We start from the raw sequence: 18,691 nt of genomic DNA on the forward strand, positions 1-18,691 counted from the left end.
TCAAGGTTATAAATATTTGATTACCAGTATAATATACGAAAAAGACATCACAAATACAAATGTAAAATACTGAATATCAAACAAATAGAAGCTTAACTTAATGACATTGAACGAGCACTAGCGGTGCCTTTTTCGTTAAAGTTAGAAAATTTATGAATCCATCAGTAAATCGATACATTACTTATATTGTGTAATTTTTCCAATTGTAATACGCTAAGCTGTCCAGATTCAAAGTCCTTTACAATTTGCCGCTTAAATTCTTCCGAATAAATACGTTGCTTTTTTAATAGTTTAATGTTTGCTTTCATAAGGTTGCACTTTGTTTAAAGTGGTCAACCTATACTAGGGACATACAAACGCAACAAAACTTCAGTTACCTGTCATCGGTCTTCTGTAACTTCGAGTATCATGCGATAGCGTACTCGTTACAAACGAGCACTAGCGGTGGCTTCACTACTCGCTACCTTCTAAAAAGTCGGGGAGATCAATCACGCCGTTCAACCTCTTGCGCACCCATCCGATGCGTCAATTACAAAACAAAAAGCTAACTTATTTTCCGCAACACTTTTCGTCCTTGCACCTTTGCAAGACATTAACCTCCACAAATCTAGGTGTAATAACCACAAGAGTAATCCATCCGTGAAAATCCGTGAAATCCGTGTCAAAAAAATCACAAATCAAAAACAATCTCTCTATATTTGTCTTACTATAACGTTTGAGTAACATGGAATGTATCTCCGTTTTCGACATGCTAAAAATAGGTGTAGGGCCTTCAAGTTCTCACACACTAGGGCCTTGGCGTGCTGCCGAACGCTGGATTTCAGATTTAAAAGAAAAAAAGCGTTTTGATAAGGTCGAGAAAATCACAGTAGATTTATACGGTTCCTTATCATTAACAGGAAAAGGTCATGCCACAGATTATGCCATATTGTTAGGTTTAAGCGGTGCAGACCCAGAACGTATTCCTGTTGATGCAATAGACAAAACCATTGCCACCATCAAAAGCACACATCAAATACAGTTTAATAATGAACGTTCAATTGATTTTGATCCTAAGACTGATATCGTTTTCAATCGTAAATTTTTACCATTTCACTCCAATGCCATAAGTTTTTCAGCACATATAAATGACAAAAAATATAGGTCCACCTATTATTCCATTGGAGGTGGTTTTGTAGTTCAAGAAGAACGAAAAAACGCAAAGAAGAATTTTGAAATAAAATGTTCGTTCCCCTATCCTATAGATAAGGGTGTTGATTTACTCAAATTTTGTAAAACCTTAAACCAGCCCATTTCACAAGTTGTATTAGAAAATGAAAAATCCATTCGTTCTGAAGAAGACATTGATAAGGAATTAAACCGCATTTGGGATACCATGCTAGAATGTATGTATATAGGTTGTCATACAGAAGGAGAACTTCCGGGAGGATTAAACGTTAGACGTCGTGCCTATGATATCCACAAAACCATAATGGGTTCAAAACCCTATAAAACACCTGTAGAATGGATTTATGCCATTAGAGATACGGAAGTTAAATTTCGTCAAATATTAAAATGGGTAAGTTGTTTTGCTTTGGCAGTTAATGAAGTTAATGCCTCATTAGGTCGCGTCGTAACAGCTCCAACAAACGGAAGTGCAGGTGTAATTCCAGCAGTTTTAATGTATTACTTGGTCATTGAAAACCATGATGGCAACTTCGAAGATATCAAACGTTTTTTATTAGTGGCAGGAGAAATAGGTAGTATCTTTAAAAAAGGTGCAACTATAAGCGCCGCAATGGGGGGTTGTCAAGCAGAAATTGGAGTATCATCAGCTATGGCAGCAGGTGCATTAACCGAATTACTTGGCGGTACTCCAGAGCAAGTTTTAATAGCTTCAGAAATAGCCATGGAACATCATCTAGGCTTAACCTGTGACCCTATTGGAGGTTTGGTACAAATTCCTTGTATAGAACGCAATGCCATGGGCGCCATAAAAGCCATAAACGCTGCTGAACTTGCACTAGACACAAATCCTGAAAACGTAAAAGTACCATTAGATAAAGTGGTAAATACCATGTGGGAAACCGCAAAAGACATGAATACCAAATACAAAGAAACCTCAACAGGCGGTTTAGCGGTTGGAGTTCATCTTACGGATTGTTAAAAAATCTAAAGCTAATTTTATGTGAAGATGGAAGACGGAAGACAGAAGACGGAAGATGGAGGACGGAGGACGGAAGACGGAAGACGGAGGACGGGAGTTATAAAAAAAGACATAAGACAAAAAGGACATAAGACTTAAGACTTCTCAACTTGCGAAAAATAATTAAATCCTCAATCGATGAAATAAAACCCAAACATGTCATTCATCGAAAAAATAATACTTTAAGCTGTTAATTGCCTATATTTGAATGTTTTAAGAAGTAAAAAACCTACTTTTTACACAAAACAATTTAGATAATGCTATGAAAAATCAATTACTCTACACATTGTTTTTAATTCCTCTTTGTTATTCAGCGCAAGATTATAGAGATTATTTAGGTGCTGGACATAGTAAAGGTATTACTGTAACTTCTAGCAGTCAACACACTAAAACGGACTGGAGAGAACAAGCTGAAGCCGTAAATACAATAAACGGAACAGGTTTAGATGCACGCTTATTGGAAACCTCTCGTTTTTTGGCGCAAGCCACATTCGGAACTAATTTAGACTACATCAAATTAGTTGCCGAAAATTCGTTTGAAGATTGGATAGACCATCAATTCTCAATAAACTCACCATCTTTTCAAGAATTGACACAACAAACTTTTAACGAAGCTCGTGCCATTTTTATATCCAACGGTGGAAATGCCGATGATTTTGATAACCTAAACTGGCAGTATTTCATGTATGCCTGGTGGCAAGCAAATATTAAGAATGAAGATTTACTGCGTCAAAGAGTCTCTCTAGCCTTAAGTGAAATTATGGTAATTTCAAGAGAGTCAAACCTTGCAAGTTATGGTATGGGTTTCGGAGATTATTATGATGTTTTAAAGGACAATGCCTTTGGAAATTTCAAAAACCTCCTGAAAGATGTTACCCTTCATCCAATGATGGGTATTTATTTAAGTCATTATAACAACCCAAAAAGTATTCCTGATAGAAACATTCATCCAGATGAAAATTTTGCGCGCGAAATCATGCAATTGTTTACCATTGGTTTATATGAATTAAATCAAAATGGCACTTATGTTCTAGACGGCGAGGGAAAAAGGATACCAACCTATAATAATGATGATATAAAAGAATTTGCCAAAATTTTTACAGGTCTTGGGCCTTCTGGCGTTGAAGATGAATTCCCAGAAAGAGATCCTAAATTTGGACAAGGTCATTATTTTGCCCGAAAAGATATGCCTATGATTATGTATGATGATTGGCATGAAACTGGAGAAAAAAAATTATTAAAGGGTTATACTGTTCCTAGCGGACAATCAGGTATGCAAGATATTGATGCTGCTATTAACCACCTATTCAATCACCAAAACACAGCACCTTTTATCTCTTTTCGATTAATTCAGCAATTGGTAAAATCTAACCCATCTCCTGCTTATGTTTCAAGAGTAAGTGCGGCTTTTAACAACACCAAAGGGGTTCGAGGCGATATGAAAGCGGTGATCAAAGCAATTTTATTGGATGATGAAGCGAGAAGCTGTAGTTGGATAGAAAACCCAAAAAGCGGAAAATTAATCGAACCAATGATGCGTTATTTTAATGTGGTACGGCAAATTGATTTAGATAATGAAGATGGTAGATACTGGAATATAGCTTACGATTTCTATAGATCTACAGGGCAATCACCACTCGCCGCCCCTAGTGTATTTAATTTCTTTTTACCAGAATACGTGCCAAATAGCGACTTTACAGATGCCAAGTTGGTAGCCCCAGAATTCGAAATCCATAACTCTGCTACCAGTCTTAATTACGTTAACCAAGTGGATTCATGGACAAACCCTAGGTGGTATGATGTTTTAAGAACTTGGGGACTGGAATTAGAAGGTACAGCTCTAGATTTTGAAGGTTTAAAATATTATGCAAAAGACAGCGAAGTGCTGGTAAATCAATTAGATAAGCTATTTACTCACGGACAATTGTCTGATGAAACAAAAAGTATCATCATTAAAGCCATAGACCCAATTGTAAACGGCTGGGGAGATGATATAAAATATACAGATTTAAGGGTTAAAATGGCACTTTATCTCCTATTGGTAAGTCCTGATTATACAATACTTAAATAACCGATGACACAGCATAAAAAAAACACAATATCCAGACGAAAATTTATTGGTAATTCCTGTGCAGCACTTGGATACACCACTTTATTTTCATCTTTGATAAATTTAAAAGCCATGGCAGCTTCTGCAATGGACAACTCATCTATAATTACACTTGGTGGCGATTATAAAGCGCTAGTCTGTTTAATGATGAGCGGAGGAAACGATTCATTTAATATGTTGATTCCTAAAGGAAATACTGAATATAATGAATATGCCACAACCCGATCTAATTTAGCGATTCCGCAAAATGATGTGTTACAAATACATCCGAATACTTCCGATGGCAGAACATTTGGTTTGCATCCTTCGCTTGGAGACATGCGACAAATTTTTGAAACTGGAAACCTAGCTTTTCTTTCTAATGTAGGCACATTAATTGAACCTTCAACAAAAACGGATATTAAGAGCAAAGTTGTAAAAACACCGCTTGGTTTATTTTCACATTCAGATCAAGTACAACAATGGCAAACGGGAAAACCAAGCGAACGTACAAATATAGGCTGGGGAGGCAAAATTGCAGATTTGGTGCAATCCATGAACTCCAATGATGACATATCGATGAATATTTCACTTCGTGGTAGTAATATTTTCCAACGTGGTAATGAAATTATTCCTTATGCCATAAAAAACGAAGGAAGCGTAGGCATTAGAGGTTACGGCGAACAAGGACTTTTTAATGAATTGAAAACCGAAGCTCTAGATTCTATGTTGGAAAGAGATTATCAAGATATTTTTAAAAACACCTACAAAAACACTATAAAATCTTCTAATGATTCTAATTTAAAGTTTCAGTCTGCCGTGGATACTATTCCAGAGTTTATTGCAACGCTACCAGAAGATAATGACTTAGCAGCGCAACTTAGAATGGTAGCAAAAACAATTGCCGCAAGAGATACTTTAGGTTTTTCAAGACAAATATTTTTTGTTGAAATTGGCGGATGGGATAACCACGATGAATTATTGATAAATCAAGACGATAACTTAACACAAGTAAATGACGCCCTAAACTATTTTAACAGCTTAATGTTCGAATTGAATACGAATAATTGTGTGACCACATTCAGCATTTCAGATTTTGCAAGAACACTAACTTCAAATGGAAATGGTACAGATCATGCCTGGGGTGGAAACGCTTTTATGATGGGAGGCGCAGTAAACGGAAAAGAAATTTATGGCGATTACCCCGTTTTAGCACTAGGCAGTGACGTAGATTTAAGAGATGGTGTAATTATACCCACAACATCTGCCGATATGTATATGGCGGAATTAGCCCTTTGGTTTGGAGTGTCACCTTCAGATTTAAACACCATTCTTCCAAATTTATCCAATTTTTACGATACTGCCAGCGGTACAGCTCCAATAGGATTTATGAACATGTCATGATGAAAAATTTATACATATATATCACTTTAGCGCTTACCTTGAGTATGCACCTTATCCAAGCACAATGCTATCCAGATAGACATAGCACCAATTGGTACGACGGTTGGGTATCTTGCGAAACTTCGCCAAATCCAATTTCATCTTATGGCGAGACCCATTGGATCATGTATGATTTAGGATATGATTACGTACTAAACGAAACCAAATTTTGGAACGCAAACGCCTCTAAACATTTAGATTATGGTATTAACGAATACACTATAGATTACTCTTTAGACGGTGTTACTTGGGAAAATCTAGGCAAGTTCAATCTAGAACAAGCCTCAGGAACATCAACATACCAAGGTATAGAAGGCCCTAATTTCAACGCTACCCAAGCCCGATACGTATTAATCACACCAAACACCAATTTTGGTGGCGACTGTTTCGGGATAAGTGAATTAAAAATCTCGATTACAGATCCTTTTATCGTTGTTAAGGAAGAAGATGGCTTTAACGCATCCGTATTTCCAAATCCTTTTTTCGAAAACATCTCTTTAAGAATTGTGTCCCTGAACGAAAATACGCCCGTAAATTTCTCATTGTACGACCTCATGGGACGCACCATTACCAGTAATACCATCACAATTTCAGAAGATTCACAAAACTACCAACTCCCTATTAATGGCAGCGCTTTATCCGTTGGAATCTATATTCTGAAAATCAATCAAAACGGAAAAGAGAAAACTTTTAAAATTATAAAAAGCGAGTAAAATTATTATTTGGGCGCCCGCCTGCCGACAGACAACTGCAAGGGTCGGGCTTTATTTGTTGATTTCTATTTTAAATTAAAGAACACATGAATATAAATATTTCACTACTCTCCCGATGATAATCGGGATCAAACATGCCGTTCCCTCGAGGTATCGGGGTCTTGAGCAACAACCTGCAAAGGCATTTACATAACAAAAAGTTCCTTTCCTTTTCGAAATACTTTGCGATTTAGTGCCCCTGCCTGCTGGTCAGTTTCTGCGACAAAAAAATTTTCAGTCTCAGTTATAAGTTTTTATTTTTTTTTGTCATCAGTCCCATGTCTTTTTTTGGTCATTAGTCTTCTGTTTTCCGTCTTCCGTCTTCTGTCTTCTGTCTTCCGTCTCCCGTCTTCTGTCTTCCGTCTCACGTCTTCCGTCTTCCGTCTTCTTTTGCTTCAATTTACAGACTACAAACTTTACCCTCTAAGGATATCTTTTATTTATTACTTTTACGTCCAACATTAAATAAAGTAATACATGTCTTCAGCCAAAAAAGAATATAAACGCGTTACCGTAAAAACATTAGTAGATATGAAAGCCAATGGCGAAAAAATATCGATGCTTACCGCATACGATTATACCATGGCAAAAATTGTGGATAGCGCAGGTATCGATGTCATTCTTGTGGGCGATTCTGCAAGTAACGTCATGGCGGGACATGAAACCACATTGCCTATTACACTAGACCAAATGATTTATCATGCATCTTCCGTAATTAGAGCGATAGACAGATGTTTGGTAGTAGTAGATTTACCTTTTGGAAGTTACCAAAGCGACCCAAAAGAAGCCTTGCGTTCCGCCATTAGAATCATGAAAGAAAGTGGCGCACATTCTGTAAAACTAGAAGGAGGAAAAGAAATTAAAGAATCCATAAAACGAATTTTAAACGCAGGGATTCCTGTAATGGGCCATTTAGGTTTAACGCCACAATCTATTTATAAGTTTGGAACCTATACCGTTCGTGCCAAAGAAGAACAAGAAGCTGAACAATTAATAGAAGATGCCAAAATGTTAGAACGCGTTGGATGTTTCGCCATTGTTTTAGAAAAAATCCCGGCAACACTTGCAAAACAAGTTGCAGAAAGTGTCAGTATTCCTATTATTGGTATTGGAGCGGGACCAGATGTTGACGGACAAGTACTGGTTTTACACGACATGCTTGGTATGACACATGAATTTAATCCACGTTTTTTAAGACGCTATTTACACTTATATGAAGAAATGAGCAAAGCTATTTCTCAATATGTAGATGATGTAAAAACACGAGATTTCCCTAATGATGATGAGCAGTATTAAAGCCCCGTTGTCCTTCTGACATTTCCCCAAAGGGGAAAATAAAATTCGTATAAATCCATATTTGTACCAATTCGTGAAATTCGTATCAAAACCTATAATCTAAAAAACTCTGTGAACCTCTGTGACCCTCTGCGCACCTCAGCGTAACAAAAACATAAGAGTAAGCATCCGTGAAAATCTGTGAAATCCGTGTCTAAAAAAATAATTTCAGATAAAAATAATCTTCAAATTCTCCATGAAGACAACCACATCATCATCGTCAACAAACGCGCTGGCGATATTGTGCAAGGTGATAAAACAGGAGACAAACCGTTAAGCGATGTTGTTAAAGCATACATCAAGGATAAATACAACAAACCAGGAAACGTATATTTAGGCACAGTTCATAGACTGGACAGACCAACCACAGGTCTTGTTATTTTTGCAAAAACAAGCAAAGTGTTGCCACGACTTAATAAATTATTTCTTTCCAAAGACATTAAAAAAACATATTGGGCAGTTGTAAAAAATCAACCTCCAAAAAACACAGACACTCTAATAAATTGGCTCAAAAAGAATCCGAAGAACAATAAATCTACTGCATACCCTAAAGAAGTAACCGATAGCAAAAAGGCCATTCTTCATTATGAAGTTATAAAAGCCTTGGATAATTATTATGTCTTAGAAATCAATCTAGAAACTGGCAGACACCACCAAATCCGTTGTCAACTAGCAACTATAGGGAGTCCTATTAAAGGCGATTTAAAATATGGTTTTGATAGAAGTAATAAAGACGCGAGTATTCATTTGCACGCCAAACATATCGAGTTTATCCACCCAGTTAAAAACGAACTGATTTCCATTGAAGCACCTTTACCAAATGATGCGATTTGGAATGCATGTCTTTAAATTTCATATCTTTATAATAAAAGATTTTGAAATCCATTCCAGAACTAATTTCGGCCCAAAAAACGTTTTTTAAATCTCAAAAAACAAAGGATGTATCTTATAGAATAGCATTATTAAAAGCCTTAAAAACTGAGATTCTCAAGAATGAAAAAGCAATTTTAGATGCCTTAAATCAGGATTTTAAAAAATCTGAATTTGAATCCTATATTAGTGAATTTGGGTTAGTTGTTTCAGAATTAAATTTAGCAATTAAAAATCTTAAGAAGTGGACTAAACCCAAACGGGTTCGAGCTTCGCTATTAACTTTTCCTTCCAAGGATTATATTTATAAAGCACCTTACGGTACAGTTCTTATCATAGCGCCCTGGAACTATCCCTTCTTATTGGCCATAGAGCCATTAATCATGGCTATCGCCGCTGGAAATACCGTAGTACTAAAACCAAGTGAATTAACCCAAAATGTTTCCAAAGTAATTACAAAAATTACACAAAATGTTTTTCCTGAAACTGTTGCTGTGTCAATTGAGGGCAATGTACAAACTGCAACACTATTGTTAGCTCAAAAATGGGATTACATCTTTTTTACCGGCAGCACAAAAGTTGGTAAAATTGTTGCCAAGGCTGCAGCTGAACATTTAACTCCGGTAACGTTGGAGTTGGGCGGTAAATCGCCATGTATCATTGATGAAACTGTGGATTTAAAACTTGTGGCACGCAGATTGGTTTGGGGTAAATTTTTTAATGGCGGACAAACATGTATTGCTCCAGATTATGTTTTAGTAAAGTCTTCAATCAAAGACGAACTTGTCAATGCTTTGAAATCTGAAATCATCAAGAGGTATGGCAAAAACCCCCAACATTCAGAAGACTTTCCAAGGATTATTGATAACAAAAATGTAAAACGACTTCAATCTTTAATTCAAAATGAGACCATTATTTTTGGTGGAGACATTGATGCATCTGAAAATTATATAGGGCCTACTTTAATCGAAAACCCTAGTTTGGATAGTGCCGTAATGCGTGAAGAGATTTTCGGTCCTATTTTGCCAATTTTAACTTATGACACCGAAGAGGACATAGCAACTATTATATACCATTTTGACAAACCACTTTCACTTTACGTACTTTCGAAAAACGCAAATTTTGTGGAAAATACACTACGGAAATTCAGTTTTGGAGGTGGTGTTGTAAACGATTTATTGGTACACTTTGGCAATCAAAACTTACCTTTTGGTGGTGTTGGTGCAAGTGGGGTTGGCAACCACCATGGCAAATACGGATTTGATACATTTTCGCATGACAAATCTATTATGAAACGTGGCACTTGGATAGACCCATCATTTCGTTATCCGCCTTATAAAGGGAAACTAAATTTGTTACGGAAAATATTCAAATTCCTTGGATAAGGTGTTAAGACAAAGGATAGTCTATTTTTAACACAACACCTTCATTTGGCCGGGATGTCAGCGCTAGATCTGCGCCAATAAGCTCCGCCCTACTTTTCATGTTTATCAATCCAGAACCTTTTTGAACGGTAGCCATATCAAAACCCTTACCATCATCTTTGGCGGTAATTAAAATATGTTCTGGTTGATAATTTAGAGTAATATTTAAATTTTTAGCTTCAGAATATTTCACGGAATTAGACAAAAACTCCTGTAAAATTCTAAAGACAATAATTTCGTGCTTTCTATCCTTGAAATCTATTTTATTACCTGTAATTTTAAGTTCCGCAGAAGTAAATTTCATGCGTTTTAATCGGTCCAGTTCATTGGTAATGGATTTTTCAAAACCAATATTTAAAATCACATCGTTATTTAATGTTTTGGATAGCGCACGCACCTCTTTTAGCCCGTTACTTAAAGCTTCCGTAGTGTCTTTAAACTTATCCTTAACATCATCATTTACCTGCATCTTTAAAATACTCAATTGCATACTGGCGAATGATAATAACTGACCCACATTATCATGCAACTCCCAACCAATATTTTTAAGCGTTTGTTCTTGGGCTTCAGTTTGTACTTGTATCATTTCTGCTTCAAAGGCACGTTGTTGTTCAATTCTATCTAAGAGCAATTTGTTTTTTCGTTTTTGAAATACCACAAAAAACACAACCACCAAAGCTGTTATGATAATTAAAACTAGTATCATATATACCAGTAAATAGCGTTCTGAGGCTGTACTTGTTAATCGTTCTGCGGTCTGCACCATATTAGGGTAAAATTGTATAATAGTCATAAAAATAAAACCATATAATAAGTAGAGCTTTAAACTTTTACTTTTTTAAAATCAAACATTGTCCTCTTCAGGCTTACAATATATCAAAGCAAAGGTAAATGTTGTATACATAAACATATTAGCGAATAGATAAATTTGCTTTCTTAAAAAAATGAAATTCAAATCGCTATTTTTCATATAAATATTATAAAATACAATTGGTGTTATAATGAGCCACCAAATAAATATAGCAGTACTTATATAAAAATTTAATGATTTATAAAAAGTTAGTATTTTTTCACTTTGTAATATTTCAATGTAATAAAAAACTGTGCAGATAAATATAATTATTGCACCTAGTATACTTATTATTGGAAAAAAACCAACAAAAAAATCATTCCAATTAAATGCTATATAAATTAATGAAAACACTAAAAAAATATAACCACTAATTTTTATAATTTTTTTGAATATTACTTTTTTTAATATTTTTTGATAATAAAAAGCGAAAAACATTATAGCACCAATTTTCCAGAATAAAGTATACCACCAATAACAGAAGCTTTCAGCTAATGGTGTACCTTTAAGAAAACTAAGAAAACCATTATTGTGTATAAACTTCGTATAATTCCCTAAAGTATCGCCAATAGTAAGATATATTAAGAACCATATAAAATACTTAGCAGCTGTTAGTTTATACTTTTTATAAAGTAATAAAGCTGTAACAGCTGCTAAAATTTCAACACCAAAAGTAAGTTGATTTTTATATTCTAGTAAAAATTCTATCATTCAATGTTATCAAGGGTATCCTTCATCATTGCCCTGCCCTTCATTCAACGCTGGTCCTGGAATATCTTCATCTTCATCTTGTAAACTAATAGTTAAACTACCAGCTTTAGAAAGTGATTTGCTTCCAGTAGGTACAATAAACATAGTGGTCAGCCCATTTTCATTTGGCCTTAACTTCTCACCGTAAACACCTAAATAGACACGAAGCCCCTTCATATCATATCCTAATTTTTTAGACTCCACTTTTGAGTAAGCAATATAGTCTTCAATATCTTTTAAAGACCATGATGCAGAACGGTAATCTTTCTTCCCAACTTGTCGTTCGGTAATAGAATCAACAACTCGCTGTCTCAATTTTGTCCAATTGTTACTTAAATTGGTAGCTTCGGCAACAGAAATAACGCCTTTTGGTTTTACAACTTCTACATCCATAGCGTGCATGTCGTCAGTTGGTCTTGGACAGAAATAATAAGTAAGTACTGCTCCAATAATAAATCCTAAAATAATAGGCCCTAATTTTTTCATATTCAATAAGTTTTAGTTAGTAAACCCAAATAAACTTCAAAATGATGGGGTAAATTCGTTTCTATTTCCTTTATACTTCAATTTAAAATACAACCGTAACTAAGGCTATGCTTATATTTTCTATTTCATCTAAAGAAAATATAATTCAAATTTACCATCATAATTTTAATATTCATTTGGTATAATAGCATGTCTAAAATACTAAAAAGATTTAATTATGTAGGGTTTATTGTTGTTTTTAAGAAGGAAATCCTAACATTTCTCCCATGCCTACTGTGAATAGCCAACATCCGTAAATGGCATGTTCTATTGAAACCAATAGCGTAGATTTGGTATTTTGATAAGTAATCGCAAATATAATACCGCCTATAAAAGCGATTATTAAAACCAATGTTTGCTTAAAAAACAAATGGGCCAATGCAAATAAAATTGCATTCACAAAAATCAATAAGTGTTTGATTTTAAATATGTTACCATACCTTTTAAAGAAAAACGTACGATATATTAATTCTTGAGGATACACCGAAAACACACTATAAACAAACAGTAGCACAGCCCATTTTAATGGTTTGTCCAGGAGTACATAAAACAAGGCATCTCTATTTGTTATCCACACGAAAATTATTGAAACGATTGCGATGACAAGGAATTTTGCAACTGTTGTTTTCCAAAATAACTTCCAATTTAAGTTTGAAGCAATTTTAAATTTTTCCTGCTCTACTTTTAATAAAATGTAAACAACATAAATAAACCCAAGAAACCCAATACCCAATTTCAATAGTGGCGCATAATCCAAACAAAAACTTACTGGTATTGTTATAAAAATGGTAAAAAACTCTAAGTATTTATATTTTAAAGCTGTCATTAAAAATTAATTACATGGGTTTGTTTCACTTCGCTAATTACAAACATACTGTGTGTGCTCCCAATATGGTTTATTGTTGTCAACTTTTTTACCATAAATTCTCGAAATGCTGCCATATTTTTTACAATTACTTTTAACAGGTAATCATAATCCCCACTTATATGATAACATTCAAGCACTTCATTTAAGCCATTAACTTCTTTTTCAAAACTCACCACAAATTCTTGACTATGCTGCAATAATTTCACATGACAGAACACCACAAAATTTCTATTGATTTTCTCTTTGTTGATGATGGTAGTATAAGCATTTATAAAACCTTCTTTTTCCAGCTTTTTAATGCGTTCGTAAACCGCAGTTACAGAAAGACCGAGCTTATTAGAAAGCTCCTTGTTGGTTTGTTTGCTATCTTCTTGAAGGTGTACTAAAAGTTTTCTATCTGTTGCATCAAAAATCATATGGGAAAAATTTTCTTTTAAATCGATTAAGAACTAAAAATACAGAATAATAATCTTAAATAGCTACAATTAATAGATTTATATTCTAAATATACAAATATCTATTGTTTTTAAATCTAATTAATATGAACTTAGTAAAAATTAAAAACTAATATTATGAGTTTTAAACCCGCAAATAATATTCAAGATTTACAGTATTTTGGCGAATTTGGAGGTGTTAATCCTTCTATTTCAGATTCATCAACTTACACCTTTTTATCAGCAAAAACCATGTTTGATACCTTTGAGGGAAACGCTGACGGCTGCTATTTATATTCCCGCCATTCTACACCATCAAATTTATATTTAGGTGAAGCACTTGCCGCTATGGAACATACAGAAACCGCCAATGTTACAGCCTCTGGAATGGGCGCAATTACGTCGGTAATCTTACAATTATGCAATGCTGGAGATCATATTATTTCTAGCAGAACTATTTATGGTGGTACTTATGCGTTCTTTAAAAATTTTACACCGAAATTCAATATTGAAACTTCGTTTGTTGATATTACAAAATTAGAGCTTGTTGAAAAAGCCATTACCAAAAACACAAAGGTTATTTATTGCGAATCTGTGAGCAATCCGCTTTTGGAAGTTGCCGATATTGAAGGACTAGCTGCATTGGCAAAAAAATATAATTTAAAATTGATTGTCGATAATACATTTTCGCCACTATCCATCTCGCCAATAGTTTTAGGTGCAGATGTGGTAATTCATAGTTTAACCAAATTTATAAACGGAACTAGTGATACTGTTGGAGGCGTTGTTTGCGGCACTCAAGATTTTATAGATGAATTGCGAAATGTTAACGATGGCGCTTGTATGCTATTAGGCGCAACGATGGACAGTCTTCGGGCATCTTCAATTTTAAAAAACCTAAGAACACTTCATATTAGAATGCAACAACACAGTAAAAATGGATTGTTTTTAGCTGAAAAATTTGAGGCCGATGGCTTAAAAACCGTGTATCCTGGCTTAAAATCCCATCCGTCTCATCAATTATTCAAAAAAATGATGCATGCTGAATACGGGTTTGGAGGCATGTTAACCATTGACGTTGGCTCATTAGATAAGGCAAATGAACTTATGGAACTCATGCAGCATAAAAATCTTGGCTATTTGGCCGTGAGTTTAGGGTTTTACAAAACGTTGTTTTCTGCTCCGGGCTCTTCCACTTCATCTGAAATCCCAGAAAGTGAACAAAAGGAAATGGGTTTAACCGATGGTTTAATTCGTTTCTCCATAGGTTTAGATGCAGATATTGAGCGTACTTATAACACGATGCGAGAATGTATGGAAGAATTGGATATTTTAACCCATTAAAAAGGCCTTTACCTCATCTTCCTAAACTAACCACCAGTTTGGGCGACATCAATTCCCAATACTTGTTTCAATCCTTTTATAGCTTTTTTGTTCGTTTTAATTACACAAAGTGATGGAGTCCCTATGCCTTTTCTCCTATCTTGATATTCTGGACAATACAGCTTGGGCAATTTACACGCTGCCCAGACCCTAAAGGATAAAAAAGAATAAGAGCCATTTAACCGCTAATTGCTCTCATTCTTTTTTATTTTATTATTTCCAAATATAGCTTAGGAAAAAATTGTTTATTTAACTTTGCTACCATAGAAGGTGCTGAGTCGCAAAATTAAATCGCTATACTAAAATTGAAGTTAGACGGATTACTGAGACAGAAAACTTATAATGAAACACAAAACAAACATACTGCAAGACACTCACGGTAGAGACCACAGCTATCTCCGTATTTCATTAATTGAGCGTTGTAATTTGAGATGTACCTATTGCATGCCTGAGGAAGGCGTAAAATTATCGCCTAAAAGCCATTTAATGACTTATGAGGAAATTTATGAAATCGCTAAAACCTTTGTTAATCATGGTGTTACTAAAATTAGATTAACTGGTGGTGAACCTTTAATCAGGAAAGATATTCCCGTAATTTTAGAAAAACTGGCAACGCTTCCTGTGGAGTTATCAATGACTTCAAACGCAGTTATTATCGATAAATTTATTGCTGTTTTAAAAAAATATAATGTCAATAAAATAAATGTGAGTTTAGATTCTTTGGATGCAGGCAAATTTAAGCATATCACCAGAAGGCACGAATTTCAAAAGGTTTATAATAATATTTTAGTTTTGGTAAAAGAAGGCTTTACCGTAAAAGTGAATGCGGTGTTGATGAAAGGTTTTAATGATAATGAAATTATCGACTTTATCCATTTTACCAAAGACTTACCTATTTCGGTTCGGTTTATAGAATTCATGCCTTTTGATGGGAACAAATGGGATATGAGTAAAATGGTATCGTATGCTGAAGTTATGGATTATGTGAATGAAGCTTTTCCTGAAGATAAAGTTGAACGCTTACAAGATGCTCCAAACGACACTTCTAAAAACTACAAAATAAAAGGCTACAAAGGCAGTTTTGCCATTATTAGCTCCGTTACCAATCCGTTTTGCGATTCTTGCAACAGATTGCGTTTAACGGCAAATGGGCAGTTAAAAAACTGTTTGTTTTCATCTGGAGAATTAGATTTGTTAACAACATTACGAGCAGGAAAATCGATAGAACCTGTAATCCAAAAAGCAGTTCAAACCAAACTAAAAGTGCGTGGTGGTATGGATACGCTCAAAAAACTTCAAGAACCCAAATTACACAATAACAATAGGAGCATGATTACTATTGGCGGGTGATTTATATTATGAAGTGATTTAAACCACTTCTATAATAACTAAAATAGTTTTAAGACTTCAAACAAATTCTTTATATTTCAAAACTTTAAAATACTATATATGTGGTTTAGACTTAAACACGTTTCAATATTACTAATATCCTTGTTATTTCTGTTAGTTTCGTGCGCTAAAGATGAGGGTGTAAATGTTGAATTAGATACTGTTTCGGTAAGAATTACTTCCCCTTTTAATTTAGAGTCATTACCCCCTAATCGATCCGTAGAGTTTACTGGAGAAGTCCGCGTAGAAGACCCGAATGACTTTTCTAGCCTAAAAGTTATCTGGGAAAGCGATATTGATGGGATTCTACATAAAGGCGGAGTTGATTCCAATGGACTCGCAAAATTTACGAGCAACGGTTTAAGCAAAAATATTCATTACATAAGACTTTATGTTTATAATTTAAAAAATGAATCAATCTTTGATCAAACAATAGTTTATAACGCCATTTGGCTTTATGAAATTTCTAATGACAACAATAATTCAAAAATTTATTGGAGCAAAACTGAGGATACCGATTTTGAGTCTTATGAGCTATACCGTTCTTATAACAAATATAGCTTAGACCAAAAAGAGGGCTCTCCAATATATACAACTACCGATGTAAATGACACCACCTATAACGATACTGAGGCACTTTTAGGAAACAAGCATTTTTACAAAGCCTTTATTAAAAGAAAAACGAACACCCATAGTTACATAGGCAGTAATAAGGATTCTATCATTCCTGGAGATTTTATTGATTTAGATTACCCTATTTATAAAGTAATTAATGACCCTACTAGAAACTATGCTTACGGAATAGTAAATGTGGAAAGTATTTATAGCAGTAACAAAACTGGTTATGGATTAGTTTTTATAAATACCACTAAGCAAGAAGTTGAAAAAAGAATTTTAACCAATATCCGTTTTACAGATTTGGATATTGATCCCTCGGGGCACTACTTATATTTATGTTCAAGATCACAAATTATTCATAAGATAAACTTAAATACTCAAAACTTTGAGAGAACACTTGTGGCAACCCGTAGTGCACATAAAATAGAAGTAGGTATTGACAGACTCTATTATCATATGACACCACCAACTAGTGGCGCCACAGAATTCAGGATCTATGATTTGTTAAATAATACCAATATTGCATACAACTCAACGATGACAGATGCTTATTCAAGTTTTTCTCATGGAGATTTTGAATTAGGAGAAAACGGAATTTTGTACCATGGCGGAAGTAATTCTTCTAGTGCCAGCCTATCAAAAATAAGTACTGAAAATGATGTTTTTTCTTTGCCAAAACAATGGGACAGCAGGAATTATCAAAAAGCCCTAATTACGCTAAACAACAATAAACTCTATTGGAATCAATATTTAATTGATACTGACCTTAATGTTTTAGGTCAGTTTCTTGATAATGGAGATGATGTTGATATAGAGGCTGTTGCTCCAAACGGGACATTAGCTTTAGGTTGGAGACGTTTATTTAAAACTGAAAATCAAACCATAGTTAAAAAAATACCTGTTAATTATGACGTTGCAACCTTTTTAAACAATAATTATCTATTGTTGATTAATAATGAGAATCCTATTTCCAATGAAAATAATTCAAGAGTTTTCTTCTATAAATTATAAAGTAAAATCGGATTTTTATTAAAAAAAACAGTAACTACTACCCATTGTACATTTTGAATTTAAATCGGGTTAATGTGTCGCACGTGGGTGTATAGATACGCTCAAAAAACCTCAAGAATCCAAATGATACAATAACAATAGGGGCATGATTACTATTGGTGGATTGATTCGTGTTTAGTACATTCAATTAAGGCACTATTGCACCAAAACCTTTTCTAATTCGGGTTGCAAACAGAGAAAACTATCTACTGACAGATTTGAGCAATTCAAAACTAAGAATTCCATTTTTATAATCTACGGAAATTTTATCCCTAACTATGTTTTCAGGTAACGGGAATCTTCTTTTAAAATAAGCCGAAGGATAACAATAGGAATGTCTTTGATGAGTATCATTTTCATTGGCGCCACTTTCTTTAGTGCACATTTCCTTTATATTGCTTCTTTCAGTTGTTACCACCAAATCATCACTGCACACATAAAAATTAAAATCCTCTTTTATATAACCGGGTAGTTTTAATTCAAAATGGAAACTAGATTTGGTTTCAGTAACTTTAACATCAGATGGATGTGTTCTTTTATCTAGGTAAGGATCGGAAATACTTCTATTAAAATAACGGCTAAATCGATAAGATCTAACCTTATTTGGCTTTTCTATTGGATTATCGGGCAACATGGCATTATAATATTAATTTAAAAAATTGAGCTGAGAGCGCTCCACAAAAGGAAAAAAACCTTGAAAATATCGAAAAAAAAAGACGTCTATCA

Annotated in this window: 16 protein-coding genes; 10 read left to right on the forward strand and 6 right to left on the reverse strand. The window is 34.3% G+C overall.

Going from position 1 to position 18,691, the window contains the following annotated elements:
• The first annotated feature begins 724 nt into the window (after positions 1-724).
• From ABXQ82_RS18335 to ABXQ82_RS18365, 7 genes are all read left to right on the forward strand, one after another.
• Positions 725-2,146, forward strand: a complete 1,422-nt coding sequence (locus tag ABXQ82_RS18335; RefSeq protein ID WP_367063183.1) for an L-serine ammonia-lyase — start codon at positions 725-727, stop codon at positions 2,144-2,146.
• Positions 2,147-2,447: 301 nt separating this feature from the next.
• Positions 2,448-4,256, forward strand: a complete 1,809-nt coding sequence (locus tag ABXQ82_RS18340; protein ID WP_367063185.1) for a DUF1800 family protein — start codon at positions 2,448-2,450, stop codon at positions 4,254-4,256.
• A 3-nt stretch (positions 4,257-4,259) separates the two neighbouring features.
• Positions 4,260-5,678, forward strand: a complete 1,419-nt coding sequence (locus ABXQ82_RS18345) for a DUF1501 domain-containing protein (protein WP_367063187.1) — start codon at positions 4,260-4,262, stop codon at positions 5,676-5,678.
• Positions 5,675-6,430 (forward strand): T9SS type A sorting domain-containing protein, encoded by a 756-nt coding sequence (locus tag ABXQ82_RS18350; protein WP_367063189.1) that lies wholly within the window; start codon positions 5,675-5,677, stop codon positions 6,428-6,430. The genes ABXQ82_RS18345 and ABXQ82_RS18350 overlap by 4 nt, the downstream gene beginning before the upstream one ends.
• A 516-nt stretch (positions 6,431-6,946) precedes the next feature.
• On the forward strand, positions 6,947-7,765 hold the full coding sequence (gene panB / locus ABXQ82_RS18355; RefSeq protein WP_367063191.1) for a 3-methyl-2-oxobutanoate hydroxymethyltransferase: 819 nt from the start codon (positions 6,947-6,949) through the stop codon (positions 7,763-7,765).
• A gap of 189 nt (positions 7,766-7,954) precedes the next feature.
• Entirely contained in the window at positions 7,955-8,653 is a 699-nt protein-coding gene (locus ABXQ82_RS18360) for an RluA family pseudouridine synthase (protein WP_367063193.1), read from the forward strand.
• A gap of 26 nt (positions 8,654-8,679) precedes the next feature.
• Positions 8,680-10,059 (forward strand): aldehyde dehydrogenase, encoded by a 1,380-nt coding sequence (locus tag ABXQ82_RS18365; protein WP_367063195.1) that lies wholly within the window; start codon positions 8,680-8,682, stop codon positions 10,057-10,059.
• Positions 10,060-10,063: 4 nt separating this feature from the next.
• On the opposite strand, the gene ABXQ82_RS18370 is transcribed toward ABXQ82_RS18365, so the two are convergent.
• The 5 genes from ABXQ82_RS18370 to ABXQ82_RS18390 form a co-directional block, all read right to left on the reverse strand.
• Positions 10,064-10,891, reverse strand: a complete 828-nt coding sequence (locus ABXQ82_RS18370; RefSeq protein ID WP_367063197.1) for a histidine kinase — start codon at positions 10,889-10,891, stop codon at positions 10,064-10,066.
• Positions 10,892-10,942: 51 nt separating this feature from the next.
• Complete coding sequence (locus tag ABXQ82_RS18375; RefSeq protein WP_367063199.1) at positions 10,943-11,659, reverse strand: hypothetical protein; 717 nt, start codon at positions 11,657-11,659, stop codon at positions 10,943-10,945.
• Between the two features lie 9 nt (positions 11,660-11,668).
• On the reverse strand, positions 11,669-12,184 hold the full coding sequence (locus ABXQ82_RS18380; RefSeq protein WP_367063201.1) for a hypothetical protein: 516 nt from the start codon (positions 12,182-12,184) through the stop codon (positions 11,669-11,671).
• Positions 12,185-12,422: 238 nt separating this feature from the next.
• Entirely contained in the window at positions 12,423-13,049 is a 627-nt protein-coding gene (locus tag ABXQ82_RS18385) for a CPBP family glutamic-type intramembrane protease (protein WP_367063203.1), read from the reverse strand.
• Positions 13,049-13,507 carry an Lrp/AsnC family transcriptional regulator gene (locus ABXQ82_RS18390; protein WP_367063205.1) on the reverse strand — a complete coding sequence of 153 codons (459 nt, stop codon included), beginning with the start codon at positions 13,505-13,507 and terminating at the stop codon, positions 13,049-13,051. Before ABXQ82_RS18390 ends, ABXQ82_RS18385 begins: the two co-directional genes overlap by 1 nt.
• 156 nt (positions 13,508-13,663) lie before the next feature.
• Here ABXQ82_RS18390 and ABXQ82_RS18395 point away from each other — a divergent pair, with 156 nt between their 5' ends.
• The 3 genes from ABXQ82_RS18395 (at position 13,664) to ABXQ82_RS18405 (ending at position 17,926) form a co-directional block, all read left to right on the forward strand.
• Positions 13,664-14,869 carry an aminotransferase class I/II-fold pyridoxal phosphate-dependent enzyme gene (locus tag ABXQ82_RS18395; protein ID WP_367063207.1) on the forward strand — a complete coding sequence of 402 codons (1,206 nt, stop codon included), beginning with the start codon at positions 13,664-13,666 and terminating at the stop codon, positions 14,867-14,869.
• Between the two features lie 381 nt (positions 14,870-15,250).
• Positions 15,251-16,258: a GTP 3',8-cyclase MoaA gene (gene moaA / locus ABXQ82_RS18400; protein ID WP_367063209.1), complete on the forward strand. Its 1,008-nt coding sequence runs from the start codon at positions 15,251-15,253 to the stop codon at positions 16,256-16,258.
• A gap of 99 nt (positions 16,259-16,357) precedes the next feature.
• Entirely contained in the window at positions 16,358-17,926 is a 1,569-nt protein-coding gene (locus ABXQ82_RS18405; protein WP_367063211.1) for a hypothetical protein, read from the forward strand.
• Between the two features lie 241 nt (positions 17,927-18,167).
• Here the strand turns inward: ABXQ82_RS18405 and ABXQ82_RS18410 are convergent, their stop codons facing one another.
• Positions 18,168-18,599, reverse strand: coding sequence for an Hsp20/alpha crystallin family protein (locus ABXQ82_RS18410; RefSeq protein WP_367063213.1), 432 nt, complete (start codon positions 18,597-18,599; stop codon positions 18,168-18,170).
• Positions 18,600-18,691 lie beyond the last annotated feature (92 nt).

The sequence above is a fragment of the Algibacter sp. 2305UL17-15 genome (assembly GCF_040720935.1).
Taxonomy (GTDB): Bacteria; Bacteroidota; Bacteroidia; order Flavobacteriales; family Flavobacteriaceae; genus Jejuia.

Bases quoted from the DNA above. Each gene is read 5' to 3' on its own strand.
- ABXQ82_RS18335 (WP_367063183.1), top strand. From the start codon at position 725: ATGGAATGTATCTCCGTTTTCGACATGCTAAAAATAGGTGTAGGGCCT.
- ABXQ82_RS18340 (WP_367063185.1), top strand. From the start codon at position 2,448: ATGAAAAATCAATTACTCTACACATTGTTTTTAATTCCTCTTTGTTAT.
- ABXQ82_RS18345 (WP_367063187.1), top strand. From the start codon at position 4,260: ATGACACAGCATAAAAAAAACACAATATCCAGACGAAAATTTATTGGT.
- ABXQ82_RS18350 (WP_367063189.1), top strand. From the start codon at position 5,675: ATGATGAAAAATTTATACATATATATCACTTTAGCGCTTACCTTGAGT.
- panB (WP_367063191.1), top strand. From the start codon at position 6,947: ATGTCTTCAGCCAAAAAAGAATATAAACGCGTTACCGTAAAAACATTA.
- ABXQ82_RS18370 (WP_367063197.1), bottom strand. From the start codon at position 10,891: ATGACTATTATACAATTTTACCCTAATATGGTGCAGACCGCAGAACGA.
- ABXQ82_RS18375 (WP_367063199.1), bottom strand. From the start codon at position 11,659: ATGATAGAATTTTTACTAGAATATAAAAATCAACTTACTTTTGGTGTT.
- ABXQ82_RS18380 (WP_367063201.1), bottom strand. From the start codon at position 12,184: ATGAAAAAATTAGGGCCTATTATTTTAGGATTTATTATTGGAGCAGTA.
- ABXQ82_RS18385 (WP_367063203.1), bottom strand. From the start codon at position 13,049: ATGACAGCTTTAAAATATAAATACTTAGAGTTTTTTACCATTTTTATA.
- ABXQ82_RS18390 (WP_367063205.1), bottom strand. From the start codon at position 13,507: ATGATTTTTGATGCAACAGATAGAAAACTTTTAGTACACCTTCAAGAA.
- ABXQ82_RS18395 (WP_367063207.1), top strand. From the start codon at position 13,664: ATGAGTTTTAAACCCGCAAATAATATTCAAGATTTACAGTATTTTGGC.
- moaA (WP_367063209.1), top strand. From the start codon at position 15,251: ATGAAACACAAAACAAACATACTGCAAGACACTCACGGTAGAGACCAC.
- ABXQ82_RS18405 (WP_367063211.1), top strand. From the start codon at position 16,358: ATGTGGTTTAGACTTAAACACGTTTCAATATTACTAATATCCTTGTTA.
- ABXQ82_RS18410 (WP_367063213.1), bottom strand. From the start codon at position 18,599: ATGTTGCCCGATAATCCAATAGAAAAGCCAAATAAGGTTAGATCTTAT.